Genomic DNA, 24,217 nt, shown 5'->3' with positions numbered 1-24,217 from the left:
ATCTAATGACGCCCATAAACAAAAGAATTGTTGGAGGGCTGCTTATTATCATACTGTTTATTTCCTTGGCATATGTGGTTGAGTGGGTAGACCGGGAGAATGCTATTCATTCTGGGAAGGTTATCTCTGTGATGGATCATGAAGGAAAGCTGATTTCGCTCATGGGCGCGGATGTTGTCCGTGCGCTCTTGAAGCAGCAATTTCCTGATGATGCTGGGGCGAAGGGGCCTACCCTTTTGTACGTGGTCGGCGCTTCGGGCTTAATCGGGTACTCGGAAATCGAGGTAAAGGGGCTAAAGGGCAGCCAGGTATTTCGGATTGGCAGGCAAGAACTTACAGATTCGCTTGTACTTGAATGCAATGAGAGGGGAACCGTGACTTTGGTTCAAAAATCAGGTCCCCGTCTAGTCTTGGTAGATGATGTAAGCGAAATTAAGAGGATTAGATAACGAAACGGAGGAGATGGTGGGAGAGATGAGGCTCAAAGGGTGGACCATGTCGGAGAAATCCGGGACACAAGGTCTTACAAGTACTTCTCGGCGATTTATGTTCAGGTTGGAGCTGGCAGACGTCATACGGTTTACCATGTTTGGTGCCATGGTGGCAGTCTCTAATGATGTGACCCGAATTCCTTTTCATCTACCGGGGCACACGAGCATTTGGTGGATGGGGATTCTCATATTGGGCAGAGGGTTAATCCCCAAGTTCGGCGGCGGAATCATCATGGGAGCCATATCCGGGGTTTTGGCGGTATTTCTTGGTTTGGGGAAGGAAGGTATTTTCATTTTCTTCAAATATTTCATTCCCGGGTTGCTGCTTGATCTGCTAGCCCCGATATTTTTTAATAGACTTCATCATCCTGCCGTTGGTTTCATATGCGGTGCTTTAATCAGCTTGTCCAAGCTGGCGGCGGCACTTGCATTGGGAGCTATGTTTGATTTTCAGGTGGGCTTTGTAACATTGGGTCTTGGTTATTCGTCGGTTGCTCACATGATCTTTGGCGGAATCGGGGGGGTAATCGCATCGCTCTTGATGAAACGGCTGAAGCCTCGGCTGACAGCGTGGGATTGAAGCGGAATTTGAGGAAGCCAGTTGGCCCGTAATAGGTGGATATGAAGGCGAGGATCAGCTTATGGAACGTTCGGATAGGTTGGGTGGATTTATTGAAGCAATTCATGTATCGAGAGATGTTTCGCTTACCGATGGAACGCTTGTCCGGATTTTGAACGATGTCAGTCTTCGCATCAATCAAGGCGAATTCGTCGGAGTGGCGGGGAGCAATGGGTCAGGCAAGACGATGCTGGCGCGCCTTATGAATGGCCTGATTGCGCCGACAGCGGGCAGTGTGTTGGTAGACTGCATGGATACAAGAGACAGAAGGTTTCTGATGGAGATCAGGAGAAGGACTGGCATGATCTTCCAGAATCCGGATCATCAAATTGTAAGCTCCGTTGTGGAGGAGGATATCGCCTTTGGACCGGAAAATCTGGGATTGCCGCAGAATGAGGTGAAGGAACGGATAGAATGGGCCATGAGTACCGCTGGAGTGGCGAACCTGAGGAAGCGGGACCCCCGATCTCTCTCTGGCGGAGAAAAGCAGCGTGTTGCGATTGCGGCTATTCTGGCTATGAAGCCCTCCCATCTGATCTTGGATGAGCCGACCTCCATGCTTGATCCGTGGGGCAGGCATGAACTGATGGAAGCAATAGGCCGGCTTAACCGTGAACAGGGCCTGACGGTTATCTTTATTTCCCATCATGCGGAGGAGCTATTGCATGCAGACCGGCTCATCGTGCTGGAACGCGGACGGATTGCGGCGGAGGGTAAGCCTTGGGAAGTGTTAGCGGAAGTCCGGGATAATGACAGATGGGGGATCCGCATGCCGGATATTCCATTTTTGGTCCAGGGCTTGAGAAGTCAAGGAGTGCCTGCTCCAAGAAGCATTGTTTCGGTGGGAGGGCTGGTGGACTGGTTATGCCGGTAATTGAATTCAATCAGGTAAGTCATCGATATAAGTGCGGGGGATCGGACGGAAAGCTGGCTTTGGATGGGGTATCATTTACGGTGGAAGAAGGCGAATTTGTAGGTGTTGTAGGTGCCAACGGTTCAGGTAAATCCACATTGGGTCAATTGCTAAATGGTCTTCTCAATCCCAGTGAGGGGTACGTAACGGTTTTGGGACTGAAAACGGCGGATCGCCCAAGCCGGGACCAGCTATGGATGAATGTAGGGCTTGTGTTTCAGCAGCCGGAGCAGCAGCTTTTTGAGGAAACAGTTTTCGAGGATGTCGCGTATGGAGTGAGAAATAAGGGAATCCCACCAGAGGAAGTGGAGGTTCGTGTAACAAAGGCGTTAGAGGCAGTAGGGCTTGTGCCTGGAGAGGTGGCGGGCCTTCCTCCCTTAGCCTTGAGTGGAGGACAACGGCGTCGTGTGGCTATAGCCGGTGTGTTGGCCATGAAGCCCTCGATTCTGGTGCTGGACGAGCCGACAGCGGGGCTGGATGGAGCTGGTCGCAGCGGGATTTTACGCTTGATCAAGCGGCTGCAGATCGAATCGGAAACGACCATCATCATGATTTCCCACAGCATGCAGGATGTGCTGGGGCTGGCTGACAAGCTCGTCATTTTGGAGCAAGGACGTCTTGCTGCGTGGGGCGATACGAAGCAAATTCTCCAGGAGGAGATGCTGGCCACGAAGCCAAGGCTGTTGCTTCCAGAACGACTGCAGATACTGCGTGAATTAAAGATAAGAGGAGTTCCGGTTAACGCTCATTCCGTGACACGGGAAGAGGTGCTCGGCGAACTCCTCAATCTGGGAGGGATTCAAGGATGAACGGGACGCGGCTTGGGCGCTATATGCAAGGAGATACATTTCTCCACCGGCTGGACCCCAGAACGAAAATAATCGGGTGTATCGCGTTGTCTGCAGTGATTCTGAGTCGGTACGATGTCGTCATCGCAGCAGTCGAGACGGGCTTCTTGGTTGCTGCCTACGCGCTGGCCCGCATACAGCTTCGTCACATAATGAAGAGGCTTCGGGTATTGTGGCTTCTTCTCCTCGTCTCCTTCCTGTTCCAAAGTGTATTAACCGAAGGTACCATGTGGCTGGAGATTGCAGGAATCGAGATCACTCATGAGGGAGTGATTAAAGGGGTTATAACGGTGGATCGGCTGCTGGTGCTCATGTTCAGTTCCTTCCTCCTGACCATGACTACTCCGCCGATCCGTCTGGCCTCCGGTCTGGAGAAGCTAATGTCGCCATTGGCAAGGATAGGCGTGCCGGTACATAAGTTCGCTATGCTGGTCAGTTTGGCCCTTCGTTTCGTACCCGTCATGAATGAGGAGGCGGAGCTGGTGGCCAGAGCCCAGCGCTCCAGGGGCGCTCCGCTTCGATCGCGCCGCATAAGGGTCCGAATCAGGAGCATGGCAGCTGTGCTCATCCCGATGTTGTCTGGATCTCTGCTGCGGGCAGGGGACCTGGCTGTGGCAATGGAGGCCCGCTGCTATTCGGGGGGCGTCCATCCCACCCGGACCAGGAGCTTGCGATATGGCAGGGAGGATTGGATATCGTGGGGAGCCATTAGTCTGGTGCCGCTTCTGGCTATGTTGCGCAGCATGTAGAAGTTCTGCTGAAATATCTGAATGGGTGTTGAAAAGACGAGGGATGATCAGAATGAGGGGATGAAGCAAGATGAAGGAAGCTTTGCTGAAAAAGTGGCGCATACGGTCCGGGTTGCAGTTTATCTTGTTGGCTGCTGTTATAGCTTTTGCAGCGCCACAAGCGGTTCATGCGGCTAATGGGAGTGGCGCGGTTCCTTCGGGAGGAGGTTCCGGTTTATCAGACCCTAAGCCCCTAAGGTTCGTTTCAGCCACGCTGACGGATGGCGATACTAATGTTCTTGATTCGAAGACTGTGCCGTTAAAGGCAAGAATCAAGCTGCTTTTTGACAAGAATGTGGTGAACAGCACAGTCTGGGGAATTAACCGAGAGTGCTTCTCTCTTAGCGATAGCAGAGGGACGAACGTTCCCATCGAAGTGACCAAGATCGACGATACGACCAATTTCGATGAACGTCAAGCGGTGTTCGTGAAGCCGGTGGAGCCGTTGCAGCCGGGAACGACCTACAACCTGAAGGTGGCTCCGGAGCTTAAGGCCAAGAATGGAGTGACATTGGGCGGAGGACTAACCATTGCTTTCGGGACAACGGGAGAAGCGGCGTCATCCACTGAGAAAACACCCGAGAAGGCTGCGGATGCTGGGCAGAGGGATGATACCAGTCAGTCCATAGAGGCTATATCTGGTGACGGAAGCAAGGCGGTCAATAGCGGCAGTGAACTTGGAGGCGACGGTCATATCGTTGGAACCGGCAGTCCGACAGATGGTGTGCAAGCAGCACAAGGAGCATCTGGCGGGACTGTTGCTGAGATCGCCGCTCAACCGGCAAATGCAGCAATGGAGGCCCCCAACAGCGAAGCGACCTCATCTTCGGAAGCTGGGTCAGCAGAAGGGCAGGACATTTCGGCACCGCAGGCAAGCGGTCCCCTGCAGTCGCAGAAAGAATCGGTTCAGACAGACGCCTCTCAAAAAGCTTCGACTGCGGTCGGAACGGCCGGGGTGACGGATCTGGGAGAAGGCGGTGATTCTCATTGGCGGTTCATGATGTTCCTGACAGCTCTTCTGGTGGCGGGATGGGCGCTGGGGGAAGTATTCTACTTCCGGCGCAGGCGAAAATAATGTATAAAGTAAATGAAGAAAGACCATGTGATTCTACCTAATCGTAGATAGCATGGTCTTTTTTCTTTTTCCAGTTTCCTCTCTATGGATTTACGGGTCTGCTATTTGCTTCGTGATTTCGCAGTGTCCTCGACAGGACCTCTTTTATAACTCTAGATATGTTTAAATTATGTTAAAAATAATTAAACATAATAGAAAAACTTAAAAATAAGCAAAATCTATTGATTACGCTTAATATTAAGCGTATAATAGCAATACGGGGATTATTCATTGATCTTCTATATATGGTGATTCCTGGTTGCACTTTGCAGTCTGAATAGTATTAGGACGAGCTGTTTGGAAAGGGGGATTGTGTTGGGGGTATCATTGTGAGGAAATTGGGAATTCAGGGATTCAGTGTACGTTAAGACGAAAAATCAGGAGGCGTTCAATATGATTAAAAAAGTGAAGAAATCAAAAATCATAACTTCATTAGTTCTCACGCTGGCGATGGTATCAAGTTTTGCGTCTACATCGGCATTTGCCTTAAATGGAGCGGGAAATAAAGGTATCAACCTGCATGGGTATTATTTTGACAGCTCAGATCGCTCGCATTTAAAAGTTTACTTTGACAAGAGCCTCACAGGTACGGTAAAAGAGCAGTTCAAGATTGAAAGGGATTCCGATCATGCCAGTCAGACTATCTCCAGTTTAAGTACGACGAGTGGCGGTGGATGGACAAATGCCGCAGCATCAACCGGAACAACGGTTACACTTGCTATGCAAAACAATTTTGATTATGACACCCTTTACAAGGTAACTATCAGCAATACAGTCTCGGCAAACAACAATTTGTCATTAGGCAGCTTCCAGAATAGAAAAGACTATGTCTTTTACTTTAAAACGCCAAATTCGAGTGGTGCCTATACAACACCTATAAATGTAACTTTCCAGCGGGCAAGTGGCGCTACAGGGGTCGCTTATGAAGGAAATGTTGAGTTTACTGTAGACAGACCAGTTAGTAGTTCTGACCTCAGTAGTCTTTTGTCAACCTGGAATTCAGGGATTAGATTGAAGAAAAAGATTAGTGGGACTTGGACAGATGTAACAACCGACTCGACGTTTGACTCTTCAGCTACGACAGGTGCAGAATCTTATGCGAAGCAGGTTAACGATGCCCACACGTTCTTCTTCTATCCCTTGACTGCAGGAGGTACGGCTTCAGTGGCATATGACCTGGAAAATCCAAACTCACATGAGTATCAGCTGACTGTACCAAGTTTCAATGACGTTAATTCAAACAATTTTGGCGGCTCTACCACAACCTTTACAACGGTAGCTTCGGATATTCCAAGCAAGTTGTCTGCAGCTCCAACTGTCGGAACGGTGGGAAGTACATCTGTGAGCCTATCATGGACTGGTGTCATCGACGCAACCAGCTATAATGTTTATTACTCTACCGATCCTTACTGGGGATTTGAGAATCACCTTGCCGGAAATACTTCCGGGACAAGCTATACCGTTAATGGTCTTAGTTCGTCAACGACGTACTATTTCAGAGTTACACCAGTTAACACAGGTGGTGAGGCGGGATATTCGCCTAAGGCCACTGCTACTACGAATCCCTAAACGGAGTCATAGCTCGGGAAGTCACATTATAGTGGCTTCTTTTTTCGTTGTTCAACCTGGAGTTCTATGTCGGGCTTATGTCAAATATGTGAAAAGATAGTGAGCGGTGTTGGAAGTTATTGACTATCAAGAAATTGAAAAATATAATGGATGAAAACTAAATAGAATTAAATATATTAATACATAACTAGATATATTCATATAAGAGGGCTTTCCATATGGGATGAAGAAATGAAAGTGATTGTGGAATCTTTTGTGAGTTAAATGATGTTTCATATAATAGGACACATCATTCTATATTTAGTAAGCGAGGGGAATAGTATGTATACACGAGGAACGAAAAAGAAAAGCAATCATTTTATGGTTTTGCTTACTGTAATGGCTTTACTGTTTGGTAATCTGGGTATTGTGTCAACCGCTTATGGGGCGGGACTTACTTTAAACGGAGCTTTTTTGGGCAATTCAACTACGAAAATGATTGAAAATGTTACTACAGCTAATACCAACACACCGCAACAGCCAGAATTCAGATTCAACTTTCCAAAGAATGTTAGTCCCCAATTGAATAAAAATAAAAATCAGTTTCAATTGGCCAAAGTTAGTGATTCGACGATTGTCCCCGTTAATGTAAACAATGGAAGAACCATGTTTGACATTTTAGTAACGCCTTCAAGTCCGCTGGAATATGAAACTACCTACAAAATAACTTGTAAAACAGGTGTTGCTTCAGGTGGTAACGGTAGTGCTACTACTGACTTAGATTATGTGTTCTACTTTACAACGATAGACAAACCCGCAACTCCTACCATCTCATCAGCTGTACTTTCCGGCAATACACTTCAATTAGACGGTTTGGCGTCTATTGGAAAAGATATGGAATATTACATTGACGCAAGCGGAACTGCAGATATCGGCAGCGTCAGTGTTACCGAGTGGGTATATATGAATACTGTTTCGGGAGCGACCTATTCCATTGCTTTAAGCAATCCAAATCTTATATTAGGCACAAGCAAGGTTTATATTCACTTTAAAGGGGATAGTACCAACACTACGGCATGGACGACAGTGAAAGGCGGGTTTGGAACGAATATTTCCATTGCCCAGGGCCATACATATGCTTTTGAGAAAAATGTCAATGTTGCTGTTCCTGCGCTCATTCCAGCTTCGGGCAGCAGTACAAACCCAACTATCAATCTGCGGAATGCCATCTCGGAAGTACCTTCAAACAAGGTTATGCTAAGTTTGGATTATTATGTTAGATTGCATCCATCTGGCGATGTTTACGGCGTAACCGTAAACGGAGCAAATCAAGGGACATCGGTCCAATTGTCGTTGCCGGTACTGTTGAACACCGATGATATCTGGCTGAAGGATCAGGATATCAATAATATCAGGAATAACAAGATGGGCGTCTATCTCTTGGACCGGACAAATCCGAATGCATACAGATGGATATACCAGAAGTCTACGGATCGGTCGGAAATTGCCAATAATGTGATCAAGGTAACTGCTGATGTTCAAAGTGCAAATCAGGATATGATTTTCGGGATTTTCTATGATTTTGATGTACCCGAGGCGATCTCCTACTATCTTGTCGATAAAACAGACCATTCACTGACCATCGATTTTCTGGCTTCGGATGAGAGTACGATTGTTCAATTTGATGTGGTCCGTACGGAAGTCGTTCTGGAGAATGGGATACCCGGCAGATATGAAAAAAGTACAGATCCAGCCAAAAAAAAATCTTTTACAGTAACAGAGGATCAAATTCGATTATGGAGTGTCGCCGATAGTCCAAGTCGCTATAAAGGTACGTATACGGATACTGACGTGGAAACAGGAAAAATCTATAATTACGAAGTTATGGCAGCTCAAGATGCGCTTGGAGGCAGGAGGGCAAACGGATTCGGAGGTGTTAATCTTACACCGGACAGTGATGAGAATATTGTTCAAAGGGCCAAGAGAGATATATTGGATCCGAACAGTAACTATCATCTTTCATTCGCACCACAAGACAGCGCCGACTCTGTCACTCAGAACTTGATCGGACCACTGAATTGGATTGTGGCATTTACGCCAATCAAATGGTCATCCAGCCGACCGGATATTGTTAGTGATATTAATTTGCACGTCAACAAAGCGGCAGTCACAGATCAGGTAAAGGTGAATGTGACGGCGAAAATCACAACTGGAAATGGCATAGCACAAAGCAATGCCACAGAATCCGTCGTCATCCCGGTAACTGTGAAGTGGTCAGAGGTGGCGACAATTAGCGATGTGCGTACTAATTCTACGAAGAATAATTATGATGAAATGATTGCGGCCATCAATTCTGATACAGTGAAAACGATTGTTACTCCCCCTTTTAATGGCCAGTTGTACGAGGATTTGACACTGGATTTCAAAGGGAAAACAGTAAAGTTAGCACCGTCATCATTGGGTAACTTGGCGTTTATAGGCGCAGGTGGTGACCAGGGGTCCAAATTAACTATACGCAATGTAACCCTAGATGTAGGAGGACAGCCCTTGGATAAAGTATTTGATGCATATGGGGATGTAACGCTAGATAATGTGAAAGTCGTAGGCTCGGAAAATAGTAAATATGGTCTATTTATACATGGTTATAAAGGTAATGTGAAGATTATGAATTCAAGTTTTGCTCCAGTAAAAGTGGCGAGTATATGGCAGGCAAATGGCCTACCCCTTTATGTGCCGGAATTGCATGTATCCAACAGCACCTTCGACGGAGGGGGAAGTGCGGCTTATGGGATCTACAGCGATTCTACGGCGACTGTGGAAAATAACACCTTCAAGAATTACCATTCTACTGATAATTCTGCTACCGGTATTTTTATTAACAACGGTGTGGATGCCAGCATCAGTGGAAACACTGTAACCGGGTCCGATATCGGTATCCAGGTGATGACTGAAGGGGGAAACCCAAGCAAGATCAACGGTATATCCGTCATAGATAAAGAATCTGCCAAACGGGCAAGTGATTCTCTTATTCAAGGGAGCAACTATGTGGGAAGCAATTTCAAATCAGTCGTGATGATCGACAAGGTAACGGGCACTGAGTTATACAAGGAAAGCTCATATACGTTTATTCCTAATTCATATGTTCCTGCTGCTGGTGCAGTAAATGTACCGCTCGATAGTACGATCCAGTTTAAGTTCGCGGGCAATGATGGCCTGGTTATTGATCCGAATACACTAAACGGCAACATTACGTTGACTGCGGATGGAGCTGCTGTATCTGCTACGGTTGCCCTTGATCCTTCGACAAACATTGTTACGATTACTCCGATGCAGAAATTGCGGTACGGCACAGCATACAATGTAGTAATTTCAAAGAATATTGCTGATAAAGACGGGAATATAATGCCCATGGATATGGGGTGGAAGTTTACTACGAGCCAATTCGCAACCTTACTCAATCCGGTTTCAAATGCCCCATGGGATGTTGAAATAGATGGAAGTTTAGAGATAGGTTTCGCCGTCCCTGTTAATCCAGATAGCATTTTGGCGGGTCAATCGGTATTGCTCCAGCCTGTGGGAGGAGAAGCCGTTGGTTTTAAACATGAGCTTAGCGCAGACGGGAAACATCTGACCATAACTCCGTTGAAGGAAATGGTCTATGGCGGAAAGTACAAATTGACTCTTGCAGCTCCGTTAAGCGACACGGCAGGCAACACCATAGGTTCACCACAAAGCATCAACTTCCTGACTCAAACCGCCACTGTACTAAATGATCCTGAATTACTGGAATTGGGCAACAACAGATCACCGGTTGTAACGAATGCAACTGCAGGGAAAAATTATAACTTTGGGGTTTCTATAAAAAATAATTCAAACGATGTCGATTACTATTCCGTTTATGTCACCGCGAGAGCAGGGAAGGGAGCAAGAATGGATTACGGTGGAAAAGTATTAGGATCAGATATGAATAATATTTCATTAGCTCCTTCGAAAACCAGTATTGCCAGACTGCTCAACTTTAAGGTACCAAGTGACGCAACGGAAGTATATTTTGATGTCTTTATTTGTGAACAAGGTGCTTGGTATGGAGACAGAAATCATATCCTTGGAAAACCGGCCCACTTTGTTTACAAAGTACAGCAATAGGGAGGTACAAAATAGATGGCAAAGAAGTTGTTGGCCCTTTTTATTTCATTATTTATATTCGCATCTACAGCAACAGCAGTTTCTGCTGAGCCTGTCATAGACGTGATAACGAACGGGGGGACAGGCACATTTAATGCTGGGGGTGTAGTAGTCATTTCCGGCAAGCTGACCGATGCCGGCATCCCGTTGCCAAATTCAAATGTAATGATCCGGGTAAGCGAAGCTAGCGGCAAAAGCATTTTTTACACCGCCACGAAGAGCAATTCCGAAGGTTATTATAGGACGATCTTCACGTTGCCTGACGACCTTGCAAGTGGTCAATCCACTGTCAACGTAACAGCAGGTCAAGCAAAGGCAACGACAATATTTACCACTCCGGGCGGCGCGAACACCCTGGCATTCCTGGGAACTTATCCAAAGGGCTCCACCGGCGACCCGATGGATGTAGTGCCGATTGATACGACAAACTTTGCCCTGGTATTTAATGCTAATGTAAATTATTTCATCAATAAGAACTATCCAGATTTTACAATCGGGCGCAATGAGAACAATGTCGATTCCATCTCCCTATACAAGGGGGACAGCAGTACTCCTGTCCGCGCCAGCGTCAGTTTAATTCAAAGTGACAGCCAAAATAAGACAGACTTCGCTTATTACGATACAGCCAGCCAGTCGAAAGTAACCGAAACCAAAAGGGTTATTGTCATTACTCCGGATGATGGATTGTCCCCGAATACGATATACCGGGTGAAGGTCAGCGGGGAATTATGCGCCAACAACGGTGGCAATCTTGGGGAGGATGTGACGGTTTCTTTCAAAACGGGGGCCGCCCCAGCAGCCCCTCCTGTCACCACAGTTCCTCCCGTACCGGTTGGCGGAGGCACTCTTCCACCGGCAGTTCCTGCGGAGAAATTGGGAAGCATTACGGTTGAGAAAGACAAGACAACTTTGGAGATTGACCCGGCCAAAGCCTCCGACTTGATTAAGGATTCCGGCAATAGAACGCTTGTGATCGACGTTTCCCAAATATCAGTAGGAGCAGGGAAGGAAAAGGCGGTGAAGTTGCCTGCGGAGGTGGTAAATCTGGTGATCTCGGAGAATAAGACCATCGCCATTAAGGACGGGGGACTTATCATAATTGTCCCGCCGGGGGCATTGCTGCATGGCAAGGAGATGATTTTAAGCAGCTCCCAAGTGTCTGGACAGAGCGCCGCCAGGGAGCCTGTGGAGGCTGAACAGAAAGTTGTCTATACCTTCAATGCCTTCGCGAACGGCGATCCGGTGCATAGTTTCCAGAAGGAGATTACGCTGTCCCTTCCGATTCCCGAGGGGATTGCCGATCAGGAGAAGTTGGGCGTGTACTTTCTCAACGAGACAAAAACACAGTGGGAATATATCGGAGGCAGAGTCGTTGACGGGAAGCTTGTCTTCCGGACGAACCATTTCTCCACATTCATGGTGGCGGAGTCTCGGAAAACCTTCGGGGATCTCGCTTCACACTGGGCAAGGAAGGACATTGAGGTGATGGTGGCTCGTCATATGGTCAACGGAGTAGACGACAATGCGTTTGCCCCGGATAACAACATAACCCGGGCGGAATTTGCCGCTCTGCTGTCCAGAGTGTTGAAGCTGGGAGATGCTGCAGGTGACAGCGCATTTCAAGATGTCGCCGGTAATGAATGGTATGCAGGCGATGTAATGAAAGCTGCTAAGGCCGGTATCATCGAAGGCGCCGACAGGAATTTCCGTCCAGGAGACATGATTTCCCGACAGGAGATGGCCGTGATGATCCAGAGAGCGTACCATTATGCCGGAGGTAAGGTTAGCGCGCTGAAAGAAACGGCATTTACCGACAAGGCAAGCATCAGCACGTGGGCTGAGGAGGCGATAAAAAGCGTGTATGCGCTTGGTATTGTCAGCGGACGTCCAGACGGCAGTTTTGGTCCTATGGATCATGCGACCCGTGCCGAAGGCGCTGTGATGCTAAAGGCGTTGATGGACAAGCTTGGCCTGTAAAATAACAGTGAGATAGCCTGTTGAAATAGCAATGGTATGTTTGATGGAGAAAGACCATGTGACTCTACCGCAATCGTAGATAACATGGTCTTTCTTCAACCTTATTTTCTTGAAAACAGATCAAGAATTCATATCCAGGAATTTTCAAGAGCGTCATTCTTACTCTTTCGCCATGACGTCAACTCGATGACGGTTGCTTCTTTTTTTCATCTCTTTGGGTTTGCTCATATTTAAACTGGATCATATTGAGGGTAAAATCTTTATCTTCCCGGGAGAACTCTCTGTACATCAGCACAAGACGCTCTTCTTCCTCCGTAGTCTTCATATATACCGCTTTCTTGTCAAGCTCTCCGCTTAAATCGATTACGTCGGCAGTGTTGCCTGCAAGGCTCTCGCGAGTTCCCGGATCTTCTGTCACTGTCTCTTTGCCGGTCAGCAGCCAGTCGGCTGAAACGTGAAAATATGCACATATCGCAATGATCGTATCTGCGGCAGGGGAAACCCTGTCTTTTTCATAATTACTGATATTTCCTCTTGAAATTCCTGTTTTTTCAGCGACTTGCTGTTGTGACAGTTTAAATGAATCTCTCAAATATTTAATTCTTTGTCCGATTGTTTCCATCAAACCACTCCCTAATATGAACCTTGTGAAAGTATGTAATATAACTAAATAGCATTGCATATAACTGAAATACTTAAAAATAAGCATTTTTACTTGATTTAACTTAATATTAAGCGTATAATGGTCATACAAGAGATAATGATGTTCGTCATCAACAATTCAACAGGTATTGGGGATTTGCGATGCTGAACTAGACGGCGATTACAGAGGAATTAAAAATATCCCCGTAAGCATTCGCACTGCTAATGGGGATACCACAGAAAAATAATTAATCAGTCTATCTTTCATTATAACAAAATTGTTGTCAAGTGTTAACATGATTAACATGAATCTGGTATCCTACACCGGAAATGACTTGAGTAATTGACGCTTTTGGAGGCAATTACATCCGTGCCTGATTGGAAAATATCCCGGATCAGCACATCGCCGATCTTAACGGGGGGAGTGATGCGAAGTTCCTTCACGCATTTGATCCAATCTGCTGCCAGTTGCATGGGGACCGCTTCACTGGAGCGGACCGGAAGTCTTTTGCAGGTTCCGCCGCTTATGGGAACTGTAGTTGTCAGAACTCTGGAAGGATAGGTCTTTTCCTGCCGTGCGTAATGTTTGCCCCTTTCACAGGCATTTCCTGTGATAAAGGTGATAATTTGTCCTTTCAAGTACACTTTGACTATACATGCCTTAGGACAAACGATGCAAACAAGTTCGTGAAATTCTGGCGTTCTTTTAAGCTCTATGATCTTCGTTTGGTTCCTTTGTAGTTTTTCGTTCCAAACTCCCATACCGGCTGTAGCCAGTTTTTCCATGCCATAATACTCGTGTTCCCCCAGTATATAACGAGCTGCAGAGCTTCCTGCCCTTACTGCTTCTTCCGTTACATGGTCCACCAAGTCATGTACATGAACTGCATTCCCACAAGCGAAGATTCCTTCTGCGCTTGTTTCCATCCGATGATCGACGAATAGACCTCCAGTTCGCTCATCCATGGAGAGACCGGCCTGATAGCTCAGATCGTTCTCCGGGATCAAACCGACGGCCAAGATCAACGTATCGCAATCGATGAGGGTCTCGGTTCCGGGAACCGGGATGCAATTGGAATCCACTTGGGATAACACGACACCTTCAACGCGGTCCCGTCCTAGGATGGAAGTGACAGTATGGCTTAACAAAAGAGGAATTTGATAATCTTCCAGGCACTGGATAATGTTCAGCTGCAAGCCGGTCGGATTCGGCATAAGCTCGACTACAGCCACAACCTCAGTGCCTTCCAGCGTCAGCCTGCGGGCCATGATAAGACCGATGTCTCCCGATCCTAGAATGACTGCCCGTTTACCCACCCGGTATCCTTCCATATTCATGTAGCGCTGTGCGCTTCCCGCTGTAAAAACACCTGCAGGACGTTTGCCGGGTATGCCCAACTCTTCCCTTGTACGTTCCCTGCATCCTGTGGCTATAATCAAAGCCTTTGCGGCAAGCTCCAATATGCCGTCACATGGATTCACTGCCTTCACGAATTTGTCTTTCGAGATTTCCAGCACAGTCGTATCCGTTTTGCATTCAATCCCGGACTCACGCAAGAGAGTGATGAACCGCTCCGCATATTCGGGCCCCGTCAAATCCTCTTTGAACAGATGAATCCCAAATCCACTGTGTACGCATTGCTGTAGGATCCCTCCTGGCTCCTGTTCTCTTTCCAATACGATAATGCGGCTGATTCCGCAACGTTTGGCTTCCAAAGCAGCCGCAAGTCCTGCAGGGCCTCCTCCCACAATCACAAGGTCGTAATGTTGCATAACGTTTCCTCCCTTCTTGCGATTACGGCATTGAATCCGGTAACAGATTCGATCCGACATTTTCATATAAAACTTGATCCATGCTTAGATTTAACTCAGAAGCCAGCAGTCCAACGATTCTAAGACCGCAGTAACTTCCCTGGCATCTGCCCATGCTGGCTCTTGTACGTTTCTTGACTCCTTTAACCGAAGTGGCCCCGGGATTCCTGTGAATGGCATCATTGATTTCGCCCTCGCTGACCTGTTCACACCGGCAAACGATTCGTCCGTAAGCCGGATTTCGGCGAATCCAATCCGTTTTATCGGCGTCGGGCACTTCCTTAAACGTGATGATTTTGCTTCGGGTAGCAGTAAAATCATGGTTAGTTGACAATCGGTTTCCCGTTCTTGTGAAGATGCTCCCGACAATACCGGCAACATGCGAGGCAATGGCGGGGGAACTGGTTAAGCCTGGGTTATTGATTCCCGCAACGTTAATAAAACCTTCTACTTCTTTGGACTCTTCGATGAAGAAATCGCCGATGCTGCACTTGGCCTTCAATCCGGAAAAGGAGCGGATCGTTCGATGCATAGGAATGCTGGAGGATAATTTAAGCGCGGACTGCTTCAGGTGATCCATCCGACTGGCGGTGGTTTCTTTACCTTCCCGGTCGTCAACACCCTCCATATCGGGACCGATCATCAGATTGCCGCTTATAGTAGGGATGAGAAATACGCCCTTTTCCTTATCAGTCTTACAATGGGAAATGATATGGTTTATTTTGTAATCCGGGCTTCGGTCCAACACGACATACTGGCCCCGTTTAGGCTCGATCGTATAAGGAGCCGAACCGGTCATGCCATTAATTTTGTCTGCATACATCCCAGCGCAGTTGATGACGATATCGGCCTGGTAATTTTCTCTGCTTGTCTTAATCTCGAAGAAACCGTTCGTTTGTGTCAAGTCGTTGACTTCGGCATTTAATCGCAGCTCAACACCGTTGCAGACGGCATTTTCTGCAAGGGCGATACACAGCTCCCACGGATCGATGAGTCCGCAACCGGGATTGAGCATTGCGCAGCGGACATGTTCGTCTAAAACAGGCTCTATCCGCAATGCTTCCTCTCTCCCTATGATCCGGATGCCGTCGATGCAGTTGGCGGCAGCTCTATCGTAAAGTTCGTAAATGGCTTTCTCGTCTTCTTCGTCAAAACCGACAATCAACATGTCGGTTTTCTTGAATGGAACCTCCAGCTCCCGGCACAAATCCTCGAACATGCGGCTTCCCTGCAGCGTCAACTTCCCTTTCAGCTTTCCCTGTCGGGCCGTATGGCCGTTATGGATGATACCACTGTTGGCCATCGTAGCTTCGCCCGCTACATCGTTGTTTTTGTCTAATAACAAGATGCGCAGCTGATACTTGGACAATTCTCTAGCAATGGATGTTCCGGTAATGCCTGCACCGATGATTGCGACATCGTACATGGGACTGCTCCTCTCCTGAACTAAACTAAGCGTCTGCGGCGGCAGCCATACAAATGAACGAGTCGGCTGTCCATCGGCGAAAATAACAGTTGCAACAGGAATTGAGTTCGTCCGATACCATCTCTTCCTCCACATCCGGTCGGAAGGAGGGACATCCTGCTGTCCGGATTTGGAGGATAAGGTCCTTGGAGCAGGTTGTCCAAACAGGGCTGCCATCTTCCGTTTCGGTCCTTTGCACCGGAATAACCGCTTTTCCCTCTGATAGAATGGATTTAATCGTAGTTCCCAACACCACCGTATCATAGCTGTTGATGGGTTGTCCGTCCAAGCTTTGTAACAGATCGACTCTCGCAAGAGCGCAAAGTTCGGAAACGGTCAACTTCTCGCCGGGTTCACCAACCTTGTGTTTTCCCTTGAAAGATCCATCGTTTCCTCCCAAGCGTAGCCCTGCACCTGCTAAAGCCCCGATAACCCCCTGACCGCTGCCGCCATGCTCTGACAGGTAGATACTCAATTTATGGGCTAATCCGTAGGCGAGCTCTTTTGTCAGCACTTGTTGTTTCGCCATATACCCGAACCGGATGAGTTCTTGAGGTCGCGATAGTCCTTCAATGGTCACGACACAAAGTCCCGGGTCAGAGCCGCGTTCGCTCTCCCGATGCAAATAATCGGAGCTGAAATCGATAACGGCTTGAAGATGATGATCCGTAATATCTGCTTCAAAACACATGGAGCTGTTGTGGGAGGTATAAGGGATATCATCGTGAAGCAGCAATTGGTGTCTTGAGATCCTCAGGGAGGTTCCCCAGCCATGCGATTCGATTGCTTTCGCAATGCCTTTTGCCAAGTCTCCCGTTCCTTTAATCCCTTTGGTCGTTAAGTTGTCGGTGTCGTCAATGCTGACCAAAATCCGCAAGATCTACCCTCCTATTGTTGTAGACAGCCTACAAGTATAGTAGAAGTCTATATTAATCTATTTATAATTAAAATAAATTGTTTATAACTAAATATAATAATATCACAATATTAACAGTATATAAATTGACATGAGTATTGAATGTTTATTGTTTTGTTGTTGTGAAATCCACAATTCTTTAGACGATTTGTTGCAGAATTATTTGAAAAGGAGTTTTTATGCATAATTTCGAATAAAAATGCAGACAAGCAGACGATGATGTTACATCGTCTGCCTGTTTTTATAAACCAGAAGAAAATGGCGGTGGTATAATTGTTTGCACACACCTCTTCTCCTATGACTTTGAATCGATTGCAGATGGATTGAATCCTTTTACGATAAGCCACACTGCCATAAACATTTCCTGCAAACCAAGTGGCATCATTAAAATAGAAAATGTTGCTCCAAACAAGGCAAAAACACCTGTAGCTATGTAGAGAATGCTTCCAATAAAACCCCAACCCGATAGCCATTGTGGTATTAGCTTTGATTGATATAATACATAATAAAACATCAAGGCACCAAGGCTGAATATAATCGTTGTAATTGGTTGGATTTGTTCAACTGCATTTCCTAACAGGTTACTCATGTTCTGAAAGCTAGTACTGTCTGGAGAAGCTGTGTTTACATATTCTTTACTTAATGCGGCAAGCAAAAGCCAGCTTAAAGCAGTCGCAATATAGGTAAAGGTCTCAAGTGCTCCTCGGAAAACAACATACCCTAGAGCCAAAGTTTCATTATACTTTTTTAGAATGGGATAGATTATTACCGGAACTAAAGCAAGCGAAATACCCATGATCAAAATAAAGATTGTTCCTAGTAGGACTTTGTTTACATTTGCTGAAACTTTCGTAAGCAAATCAGTACTCTCAAGAATCGATCCATTGCATACTACACTAAGGATGCCTGCAACTGTCCCAATTATAAATAACACTCCAACAAATTTAGCAATCCTTTTATGATTATTCATTTTTCTATCCCTTCTTTCCCTTTATTTCTTCCTCATAATATTTCAGCATATTTAGACTAGATGTTATATTATCTGGTTACTTCTTAGATGCCTCGTTCGGACATCATTTCTACCAAGTCCCGATAGCTTAAACGATATTGAAGATACCATCTCACCGTTAATAATATGATTTCAACATCGAAAAGTTTCCAGTTGAATAGATTTGGTGCTGACTTCATTTTTTGGTCGTCTTTGCACCAGAACCGAAAATACAGATGAATAATAATGCCATATCTCCTCGTGAAATGTGGTAAAATTACCCATATCTATTTTGCAAAGAGAGGGTACTTTAATGCAAACGGTTTATATATTGTCGGGGCCAGCAGGAGTCGGGAAGTCAACGACTTCGAGGGCGCTAGTTAGTGCCTTGAAAAACAGTGCTTATATTTCAGGTGATGATGTAAGCCATATGCATGTCAACAGTCGCCATAAGCCTTGGGAGAGTAAGTTAGAGTTATCCCTCATTTGGAGTAATATTTTGAGTCTAACTCAGAATTTCGTTTCGCATGGTATTAATGTTGTTGTTGATTACGTTACTTTCCCAAATGAGGCTTATTGGCTAAGGGAGAGGCTAAAAGAGTTAAACGCAAATGTAGTCTATACCGTTTTATGGGCTGAGCCTGAAATCCTGTTAAGTAGAGACCAGCTTAGACGACCCGAAGATCAGATGGGGGAACGGTGTCTTATTTTAATCGAAGAATTTAAGGAATCAGGATTAAAAAGTAACCATGTGCTTGATACAAGTCAGCATAGAGGTGATGCTATCCATGTGACTATTGAGGAGATTATGAACAATAAACAATACAGATTGGTCGATTGAAAATAAGGGTGGACATTCAGCTAAAAGAGACAAGAGTTCAATTATGAAGAGGCTGCCGCGGGAACGGCAACCTCTTTTTTTAGCTATGTGCAACGCAAGACTCTGTACCCACACGAAAAAAACGTCTCATGGTTATATGCCGCCGGTGTTAGTTCCATTACTTTTTGCGCGGTTTCCTTGTATCGTGTTAATGTTGGTGTAGCTAAGTTTTGTTTCACCCATACATGAAGGGACTGTGTTGGATAGAATGATCAAGCATCTGCTTGTAGCTGACGATAATGCAAATATAAGAACCCTCCTTCGATATGCCATGACTAAAGAAGGCTATCAGGTGATTGAGGCCGAAGATGGGGTGGAAGCGGTCAAACTGATGGCACAAACCCATATAGATCTAGCCGTAATTGATGTTATGATGCCCGGAATGGACGGTTTAGATCTGTGCGAGTATATAAGGATGAACTACGATATTCCGATTATAATGCTCACTGCTCTGGATCAACTTTCGGACAAGGAGCAAGGCTATAAGCGCGGGACAGATGATTATGTTACGAAGCCATTCGAGCCAGAAGAACTGGTTTTCAGGGTCAAAGCGCTGTTTCGCCGCTACAATCGAACTTCCAGCGACATGATTCGGATGAATCGAATTGTTATCGACCGGAAAAATATTGAGGTTTCCGATGGTCAATCCGTTCTTTATTTGCCGTTGAAAGAATTCGAGCTGCTTTCGCAGCTTGCACAATATCCGGGGCGGCTGTTCTCCCGGGATGAACTGATTCACCTCGTCTGGGGAGCAGACTACGAAGGCGATGACCGAACTGTCGATGTCCATATTAAGCGGTTGCGCCAACGTTTTGCCGAGTATACGGAGGATTTCGCCATTCAGACGGTTCGAGGCATCGGTTACAAGATCGAGGTGAAAGCGCGGTGAGATCATTGTACTTCCGAGTTTTCATCATTACAGTAGCTGTTATCTTTGCTAGTAGCATACTGGGATTTATATTATCGAATACCTACTATCATGTGAAATTGAAGCCCTACAATGATGAGAAGTTGGTAGTCATTGCGGAGCAAATGAAACAATACGTTGAGGATGCGCCTAACAGCATGGAGCATTATTTGCAAAATGCAGCGGCGCTTGGTTATGAAATTTATTTGATCGATGGTCAAGGTGGTGACCGGTTCTATGGCCGTGAATTTCGCGCGCAGGATTTGGACGCGCATGCCATAGAGCTTGTACTTGGCGGCGGGGTGTATCACGGTGTCGCTCAGTTCCCAAACAAACTGTTTATATCCGGCTTCTTCGATAATCGATTAAGCAATACTGTCGGTATACCCGTTCAGATCAGTAATCAAACATATGCATTATTTATGCGCCCCGATGTGATGTTACAGTTTGGAGAATTGCGCGTTTTCTTTGCATTGATCGGTCTGTTCACTGTTTTAATAAGCATCTTGTTTTTTTTAATCAGCACCAGATATTTGGTTAAGCCGATTACACGCCTGTCCGATGCGACAAAACAAATTGCCCAAGGCAACTATAATCTTAGATTACCGACCAATAGACGTGATGAAATCGGGCAATTGGCCGGACATTTCATGATTATGAGTCGCGAATTGGAGCGAGTTGATCAATCACGTCAACAATTTGTGTCGAATGTATCGCATGAAATTCAATCTCCACTCACTTCAATTCAAGGGTTCGCAAAAGTACTGGCTGAGCGTGATCTGCCCCAGGAAGATCGTGAACACTACGCCTTCATTATCGAAGAAGAAAGCCGCCATCTCTCTTTGCTTAGCAAACAACTTCTTTTGCTCTCGTCATTGGAGCAAGGACAAGAGGCTTTAACCAAAAACACCTTCTCACTTCGGAGTCAAATTCGCCAAGCGGTTCAAGTACTACAATGGCAATTGGAAGAAAAGGAGCTGCTGCTTAAAATTTCCGTGCCCGATTCCATCCAGATTCACGGGGACGAGGTATTGCTCATGCAAGTATGGATGAACTTGCTTAGCAATGCGGTGAATCATATTCCTAATGGAAGAACTATTGATATTCGAGCGGAGAAAACGAGCTCGCATAGTTTGATTTCTATTCGAGATACAGGAAACGGAATTGCCCCGGAGCATGTACCTTTCATATTTGATCGGTTCTATCGGGTGGACGCTGCACGGGAACGTTCTTCCGGCCGAACGGGACTTGGACTTGCTATTGTAAGGAAAATTGTCCAAATCCACGGAGGTCACATAGAAGTGGCCAGTTCGAATAACGGAACGCTCTTTACTGTGGCGCTTCCTCATCTGTAACATGTTGTTCATTCTCGCTTCCTATACTTTAGTCAAAAAGAGGAGGGAGGCAACATGTATCTGGCTATTCGAGAAATGAGGGTTGTTAAGGCCCGGTATACTTTGTTGTCATTGAAGTTACATAATGCTCAATTCCGTCCAATATTCTTTCGAGGCCGAAATCAAATTCGAACCCATATACACTGACATTCCTGTTATCATCGTCGGGTGAATAAGCGCCAGCAAGTACGACAGGCCGCAAATAGGGAAATCGTTCTGAAGTAACAAGATGTTCCAACGCTGCATGATAACTCGCTCCGGGGACAGGGCCTGTATGAACACCTGTCTTGACGGCTCGATTCATATCCCGTTGAAAAAAGCTATGCACGCGTGCATGGCTGGTTAACAGAACCACGATGGAGATTTTCTCATGGTGATCTAATGAAAGCTGTGACATTATCCGCAAAGCCCAATCTACAATGCGCAGATGATTTGGGGTGATCGGGATTCCTGAGGCGGGGATGTCGCATAACCAGGAATGATTCTGAAAGCATTGCATAAGGGTCATAACAAAATCAATCATATTTTCTCGCCAATGATCGGAGTCTTGTTCCGGGATAGCGATATCAAATACAGCGTCCTGCATAAGAAGGACGAGATCTTCTTTGCTGGGAACATATCGGTAGAGGGCCATGGTTGTAAATCCAAAGGATTCGGCGACTTTGTTCATAGAAACGGCGGAAAGACCGTTTTTATCAGCTATGGCAATGGCTGCATCTACGATTTGCTTAAGACTTATTTCGCGCTTCGGTCCTCGCTGTGTCGGTTTATTTAACCCCCAGCTGAGCGCTACACCGCGAGGTAATACTTCTTCAAATTTGTTATCCATATCTGCTTCACCCCATATTAAGACAAGAACTGTAAAAAAGTGGTTGCTTCTAAATTGTATATATAATATACTGTTTATGCAATACACAGTTTTTATTGATGGTTTTCCTTTTTGCCATATATGAATAAATTATGGGGTGAAATGATCTATGGGAGAAATGAAGCGAGTTCTTATTTCTGGAGCAAGTATTGCCGGGCCGGCGCTTGCCTATTGGCTCCACCGCTACGGCTTTGAGGTGACGATTGTAGAGCGGGCTGCCTCGTTGCGTCGGGGAGGTTTCGGGGTTGATATTCGTGGAGCGGCAATTTCGGTCTTGGAACGGATGGGCATTCTCGACCAAGTTCGAGCCGCCGATACGCATATGACCGGTGTCTATTTTGTAAATGATAATGGCAAGATCAAAGGTCAAATAAGTGAAGCGAGTATAGGCAACCAGACGGGGCTGGACATCGAGGTCATGCGTGATGATTTAACCGAAATTATGTTCCGGCTAACAAAAGACACGGTAAACTACATTTGGAACGATTCGATAACAGCCATTCATGAGGATGAAGAGGGCGCCGAAGTCCACTTCGTATATGGCAAGCCGCAGACATTCGATTTGGTGATCGGGGCGGATGGCCTTCATTCTAATGTACGCAAGCTGATCTTCGGGGAGGAGAAACAGTTTAAACGTTCACTGGGCTGTTACATTTCAATATTTACTACTCGCAATTTCCTCAATCTCAATCATAGCCAACAACTTTTCACGACACCCGGCAAGACTGTAGGGATTTATAGCGCAAATGACAACACAGAAGCTAAGGGAATGTTTATATTTCAATCGGGGCCACTCCAATACGACCGGCACAATCCGGAAGAACAGAAGAAACTAGTAGCCGATACTTTCGGCAGTGAAACAGGTTGGGAAACCCAGAAGTTGTTGCATGCCATGAAAGATGCGGATGATTTTTATTTTGATGAGATATGCCAAATTCATATGCCTGTATGGTCGAAGGGATGTGTTGCCCTAGTAGGAGATGCAGCTTATGGCCCGTCGCCCCTTTCCGGTCAAGGCACCAGCCTCGCTCTCGTAGGCGCGTATGTGCTGGCCGGCGAACTCAAGCTCGCGCAAGGCAATTATACGAAAGCTTTTGCAGCCTATGAACAAGAGATGAGACCATTCGTGGAGAGGAATCAGAAAATCGGACGCACGGCAGCGGGTGGAATGGTCGCCAGTTCGAGCTTAAAAATCATGCTGCAAAATTGGATGCTTCGCGTACCTTTCTTGATGAAAACCACGTTTACCATCATTTCGAAAATGATAGTAAAAGCCGCGGGCGGAATTGAGTTAAAGGGGTACTCGTAGATTGGGGAATTATCATTTAGCGATGATTCATTTATTTTCCTATCGAATCTACTAATCATTTAATCCTTTTCCACCCAGAATTTGCTGCATACATTTTTCAACCCTCGACTCTCGAGTTTTGGATTGTTTGGGTTCAGAAAAATAAAGAATGTATGCTTTTTCAACTTCAATGGCTTCATAAAATATAGGCTTCCAAGATGGATTCCATTTCAACTATTTCTCGAACATCTGTGAACCGAATCTGGCGCGCTACCTGTACATTCTCCGTTTGTTGGGTTAGCATTCCATGGGCATCCTGTAACAAGGCACCTTTGTGAAACAGTAGCGCACAATATTCTTTAAATCCATGGATTAAAACGATGTTTTTTTCTCAAACGTGTAACAAGGATGCATCCACTTAAATTCTTCGGTCAGCCCACAGTCAAGCACGATATCCCTTAACTTCTCATATTCTTCTAGCCACGTCTTGGCTTTACTTAAAAATTGATCAACTTCAGGTTTCAATCTACTATTTGTCATCAAGGAACACCCCTCATCAATTTTTTCGTTCAGC

General features: G+C 46.0%; 19 protein-coding genes and 2 pseudogenes. 13 read left to right on the top strand and 8 right to left on the bottom strand.

Features of this window, described 5'->3' with window-relative positions:
- Positions 1 to 5 precede the first annotated feature (5 nt).
- From ABRS97_RS15060 to ABRS97_RS15020, 9 genes are all read left to right on the top strand, one after another.
- On the top strand, positions 6 to 449 hold the full coding sequence (locus ABRS97_RS15060; RefSeq protein WP_367814979.1) for a hypothetical protein: 444 nt from the start codon (positions 6 to 8) through the stop codon (positions 447 to 449).
- Between the two features lie 25 nt (positions 450 to 474).
- A complete protein-coding gene (locus tag ABRS97_RS15055) occupies positions 475 to 1,071 on the top strand; it encodes a hypothetical protein (protein WP_367814981.1) in 597 nt (198 codons plus the stop codon).
- Positions 1,072 to 1,132: 61 nt separating this feature from the next.
- Positions 1,133 to 1,984: an ATP-binding cassette domain-containing protein gene (locus ABRS97_RS15050; protein ID WP_367814983.1), complete on the top strand. Its 852-nt coding sequence runs from the start codon at positions 1,133 to 1,135 to the stop codon at positions 1,982 to 1,984.
- Complete coding sequence (locus tag ABRS97_RS15045; RefSeq protein WP_367814985.1) at positions 1,975 to 2,832, top strand: ATP-binding cassette domain-containing protein; 858 nt, start codon at positions 1,975 to 1,977, stop codon at positions 2,830 to 2,832. Before ABRS97_RS15050 ends, ABRS97_RS15045 begins: the two co-directional genes overlap by 10 nt.
- On the top strand, positions 2,829 to 3,620 hold the full coding sequence (locus ABRS97_RS15040) for an energy-coupling factor transporter transmembrane component T family protein (protein WP_367859115.1): 792 nt from the start codon (positions 2,829 to 2,831) through the stop codon (positions 3,618 to 3,620). Before ABRS97_RS15045 ends, ABRS97_RS15040 begins: the two co-directional genes overlap by 4 nt.
- A 70-nt stretch (positions 3,621 to 3,690) precedes the next feature.
- Positions 3,691 to 4,734, top strand: coding sequence for an Ig-like domain-containing protein (locus tag ABRS97_RS15035; RefSeq protein ID WP_367814987.1), 1,044 nt, complete (start codon positions 3,691 to 3,693; stop codon positions 4,732 to 4,734).
- 432 nt (positions 4,735 to 5,166) lie between these two features.
- The gene (locus tag ABRS97_RS15030; RefSeq protein WP_367814989.1) at positions 5,167 to 6,342 is read left to right on the top strand and encodes a fibronectin type III domain-containing protein; all 1,176 of its coding nucleotides are present in this window, start codon (positions 5,167 to 5,169) and stop codon (positions 6,340 to 6,342) included.
- Between the two features lie 321 nt (positions 6,343 to 6,663).
- Positions 6,664 to 10,467 carry an Ig-like domain-containing protein gene (locus ABRS97_RS15025; RefSeq protein ID WP_367814991.1) on the top strand — a complete coding sequence of 1,268 codons (3,804 nt, stop codon included), beginning with the start codon at positions 6,664 to 6,666 and terminating at the stop codon, positions 10,465 to 10,467.
- A 15-nt stretch (positions 10,468 to 10,482) separates the two neighbouring features.
- Positions 10,483 to 12,483 (top strand): S-layer homology domain-containing protein, encoded by a 2,001-nt coding sequence (locus ABRS97_RS15020; RefSeq protein ID WP_367814993.1) that lies wholly within the window; start codon positions 10,483 to 10,485, stop codon positions 12,481 to 12,483.
- A 178-nt stretch (positions 12,484 to 12,661) separates the two neighbouring features.
- Here ABRS97_RS15020 and ABRS97_RS15015 read toward each other — a convergent pair whose 3' ends face one another.
- The 6 genes and pseudogenes from ABRS97_RS15015 to ABRS97_RS14990 all read right to left on the bottom strand — a co-directional run.
- A complete protein-coding gene (locus ABRS97_RS15015) occupies positions 12,662 to 13,105 on the bottom strand; it encodes a helix-turn-helix domain-containing protein (RefSeq protein WP_367814994.1) in 444 nt (147 codons plus the stop codon).
- Positions 13,106 to 13,425: 320 nt separating this feature from the next.
- On the bottom strand, positions 13,426 to 14,898 hold the full coding sequence (locus tag ABRS97_RS15010) for an FAD-dependent oxidoreductase (RefSeq protein ID WP_367814996.1): 1,473 nt from the start codon (positions 14,896 to 14,898) through the stop codon (positions 13,426 to 13,428).
- Positions 14,899 to 14,920: 22 nt separating this feature from the next.
- A complete protein-coding gene (locus ABRS97_RS15005; RefSeq protein ID WP_367814998.1) occupies positions 14,921 to 16,363 on the bottom strand; it encodes an NAD(P)/FAD-dependent oxidoreductase in 1,443 nt (480 codons plus the stop codon).
- Positions 16,364 to 16,388: 25 nt separating this feature from the next.
- Positions 16,389 to 17,279, bottom strand: a complete 891-nt coding sequence (locus ABRS97_RS15000) for a hypothetical protein (protein ID WP_367815000.1) — start codon at positions 17,277 to 17,279, stop codon at positions 16,389 to 16,391.
- A gap of 334 nt (positions 17,280 to 17,613) precedes the next feature.
- On the bottom strand, positions 17,614 to 18,288 hold the full coding sequence (locus ABRS97_RS14995; RefSeq protein ID WP_367815002.1) for a DUF4386 domain-containing protein: 675 nt from the start codon (positions 18,286 to 18,288) through the stop codon (positions 17,614 to 17,616).
- Positions 18,289 to 18,374: 86 nt separating this feature from the next.
- Positions 18,375 to 18,506 (bottom strand): annotated as a pseudogene (locus tag ABRS97_RS14990) (IS6 family transposase); the annotation flags it as partial.
- Between the two features lie 113 nt (positions 18,507 to 18,619).
- Here ABRS97_RS14990 and ABRS97_RS14985 point away from each other — a divergent pair.
- The 3 genes from ABRS97_RS14985 (at position 18,620) to ABRS97_RS14975 (ending at position 21,448) form a co-directional block, all read left to right on the top strand.
- Positions 18,620 to 19,147 (top strand): P-loop nucleotide/nucleoside kinase family protein, encoded by a 528-nt coding sequence (locus tag ABRS97_RS14985; RefSeq protein ID WP_367815003.1) that lies wholly within the window; start codon positions 18,620 to 18,622, stop codon positions 19,145 to 19,147.
- A 250-nt stretch (positions 19,148 to 19,397) separates the two neighbouring features.
- Positions 19,398 to 20,075, top strand: coding sequence for a response regulator transcription factor (locus ABRS97_RS14980; protein WP_367815249.1), 678 nt, complete (start codon positions 19,398 to 19,400; stop codon positions 20,073 to 20,075).
- The gene (locus ABRS97_RS14975) at positions 20,072 to 21,448 is read left to right on the top strand and encodes a sensor histidine kinase (RefSeq protein ID WP_367815005.1); all 1,377 of its coding nucleotides are present in this window, start codon (positions 20,072 to 20,074) and stop codon (positions 21,446 to 21,448) included. The genes ABRS97_RS14980 and ABRS97_RS14975 overlap by 4 nt, the downstream gene beginning before the upstream one ends.
- Before the next feature lie 85 nt (positions 21,449 to 21,533).
- On the opposite strand, the gene ABRS97_RS14970 is transcribed toward ABRS97_RS14975, so the two are convergent.
- Complete coding sequence (locus ABRS97_RS14970; RefSeq protein ID WP_367815007.1) at positions 21,534 to 22,316, bottom strand: TetR/AcrR family transcriptional regulator; 783 nt, start codon at positions 22,314 to 22,316, stop codon at positions 21,534 to 21,536.
- Positions 22,317 to 22,464: 148 nt separating this feature from the next.
- On the opposite strand from ABRS97_RS14970, the gene ABRS97_RS14965 reads away from it, so the two are divergent.
- Positions 22,465 to 23,664, top strand: a complete 1,200-nt coding sequence (locus tag ABRS97_RS14965; protein ID WP_367815009.1) for an FAD-dependent monooxygenase — start codon at positions 22,465 to 22,467, stop codon at positions 23,662 to 23,664.
- Positions 23,665 to 23,715: 51 nt separating this feature from the next.
- Here the strand turns inward: ABRS97_RS14965 and ABRS97_RS14960 are convergent.
- Positions 23,716 to 24,183 (bottom strand): annotated as a pseudogene (locus ABRS97_RS14960) (YdeI/OmpD-associated family protein).
- Between the last annotated feature and the right edge of the window lie 34 nt (positions 24,184 to 24,217).

It is taken from the genome of Paenibacillus tabacirhizosphaerae, from assembly GCF_040812395.1.
Taxonomy (GTDB): domain Bacteria; phylum Bacillota; class Bacilli; order Paenibacillales; family NBRC-103111; genus Paenibacillus_E.
Note: the sequence above shows the minus strand (reverse complement) of the source record. Positions and strands in the feature narration are given on the sequence as shown.

Excerpts from the sequence above, each read along its gene's own strand:
- ABRS97_RS15040 (WP_367859115.1), top strand. The coding sequence starts at position 2,829 with ATGAACGGGACGCGGCTTGGGCGCTATATGCAAGGAGATACATTTCTC.
- ABRS97_RS14985 (WP_367815003.1), top strand. The coding sequence starts at position 18,620 with ATGCAAACGGTTTATATATTGTCGGGGCCAGCAGGAGTCGGGAAGTCA.
- ABRS97_RS15020 (WP_367814993.1), top strand. The coding sequence starts at position 10,483 with ATGGCAAAGAAGTTGTTGGCCCTTTTTATTTCATTATTTATATTCGCA.
- ABRS97_RS15055 (WP_367814981.1), top strand. The coding sequence starts at position 475 with ATGAGGCTCAAAGGGTGGACCATGTCGGAGAAATCCGGGACACAAGGT.
- ABRS97_RS15025 (WP_367814991.1), top strand. The coding sequence starts at position 6,664 with ATGTATACACGAGGAACGAAAAAGAAAAGCAATCATTTTATGGTTTTG.
- ABRS97_RS15035 (WP_367814987.1), top strand. The coding sequence starts at position 3,691 with ATGAAGGAAGCTTTGCTGAAAAAGTGGCGCATACGGTCCGGGTTGCAG.
- ABRS97_RS15060 (WP_367814979.1), top strand. The coding sequence starts at position 6 with ATGACGCCCATAAACAAAAGAATTGTTGGAGGGCTGCTTATTATCATA.
- ABRS97_RS15030 (WP_367814989.1), top strand. The coding sequence starts at position 5,167 with ATGATTAAAAAAGTGAAGAAATCAAAAATCATAACTTCATTAGTTCTC.
- ABRS97_RS15005 (WP_367814998.1), bottom strand. The coding sequence starts at position 16,363 with ATGTACGATGTCGCAATCATCGGTGCAGGCATTACCGGAACATCCATT.
- ABRS97_RS14995 (WP_367815002.1), bottom strand. The coding sequence starts at position 18,288 with ATGAATAATCATAAAAGGATTGCTAAATTTGTTGGAGTGTTATTTATA.
- ABRS97_RS14970 (WP_367815007.1), bottom strand. The coding sequence starts at position 22,316 with ATGGATAACAAATTTGAAGAAGTATTACCTCGCGGTGTAGCGCTCAGC.
- ABRS97_RS15010 (WP_367814996.1), bottom strand. The coding sequence starts at position 14,898 with ATGCAACATTACGACCTTGTGATTGTGGGAGGAGGCCCTGCAGGACTT.
- ABRS97_RS15045 (WP_367814985.1), top strand. The coding sequence starts at position 1,975 with ATGCCGGTAATTGAATTCAATCAGGTAAGTCATCGATATAAGTGCGGG.
- ABRS97_RS15015 (WP_367814994.1), bottom strand. The coding sequence starts at position 13,105 with ATGGAAACAATCGGACAAAGAATTAAATATTTGAGAGATTCATTTAAA.
- ABRS97_RS14965 (WP_367815009.1), top strand. The coding sequence starts at position 22,465 with ATGGGAGAAATGAAGCGAGTTCTTATTTCTGGAGCAAGTATTGCCGGG.
- ABRS97_RS15050 (WP_367814983.1), top strand. The coding sequence starts at position 1,133 with ATGGAACGTTCGGATAGGTTGGGTGGATTTATTGAAGCAATTCATGTA.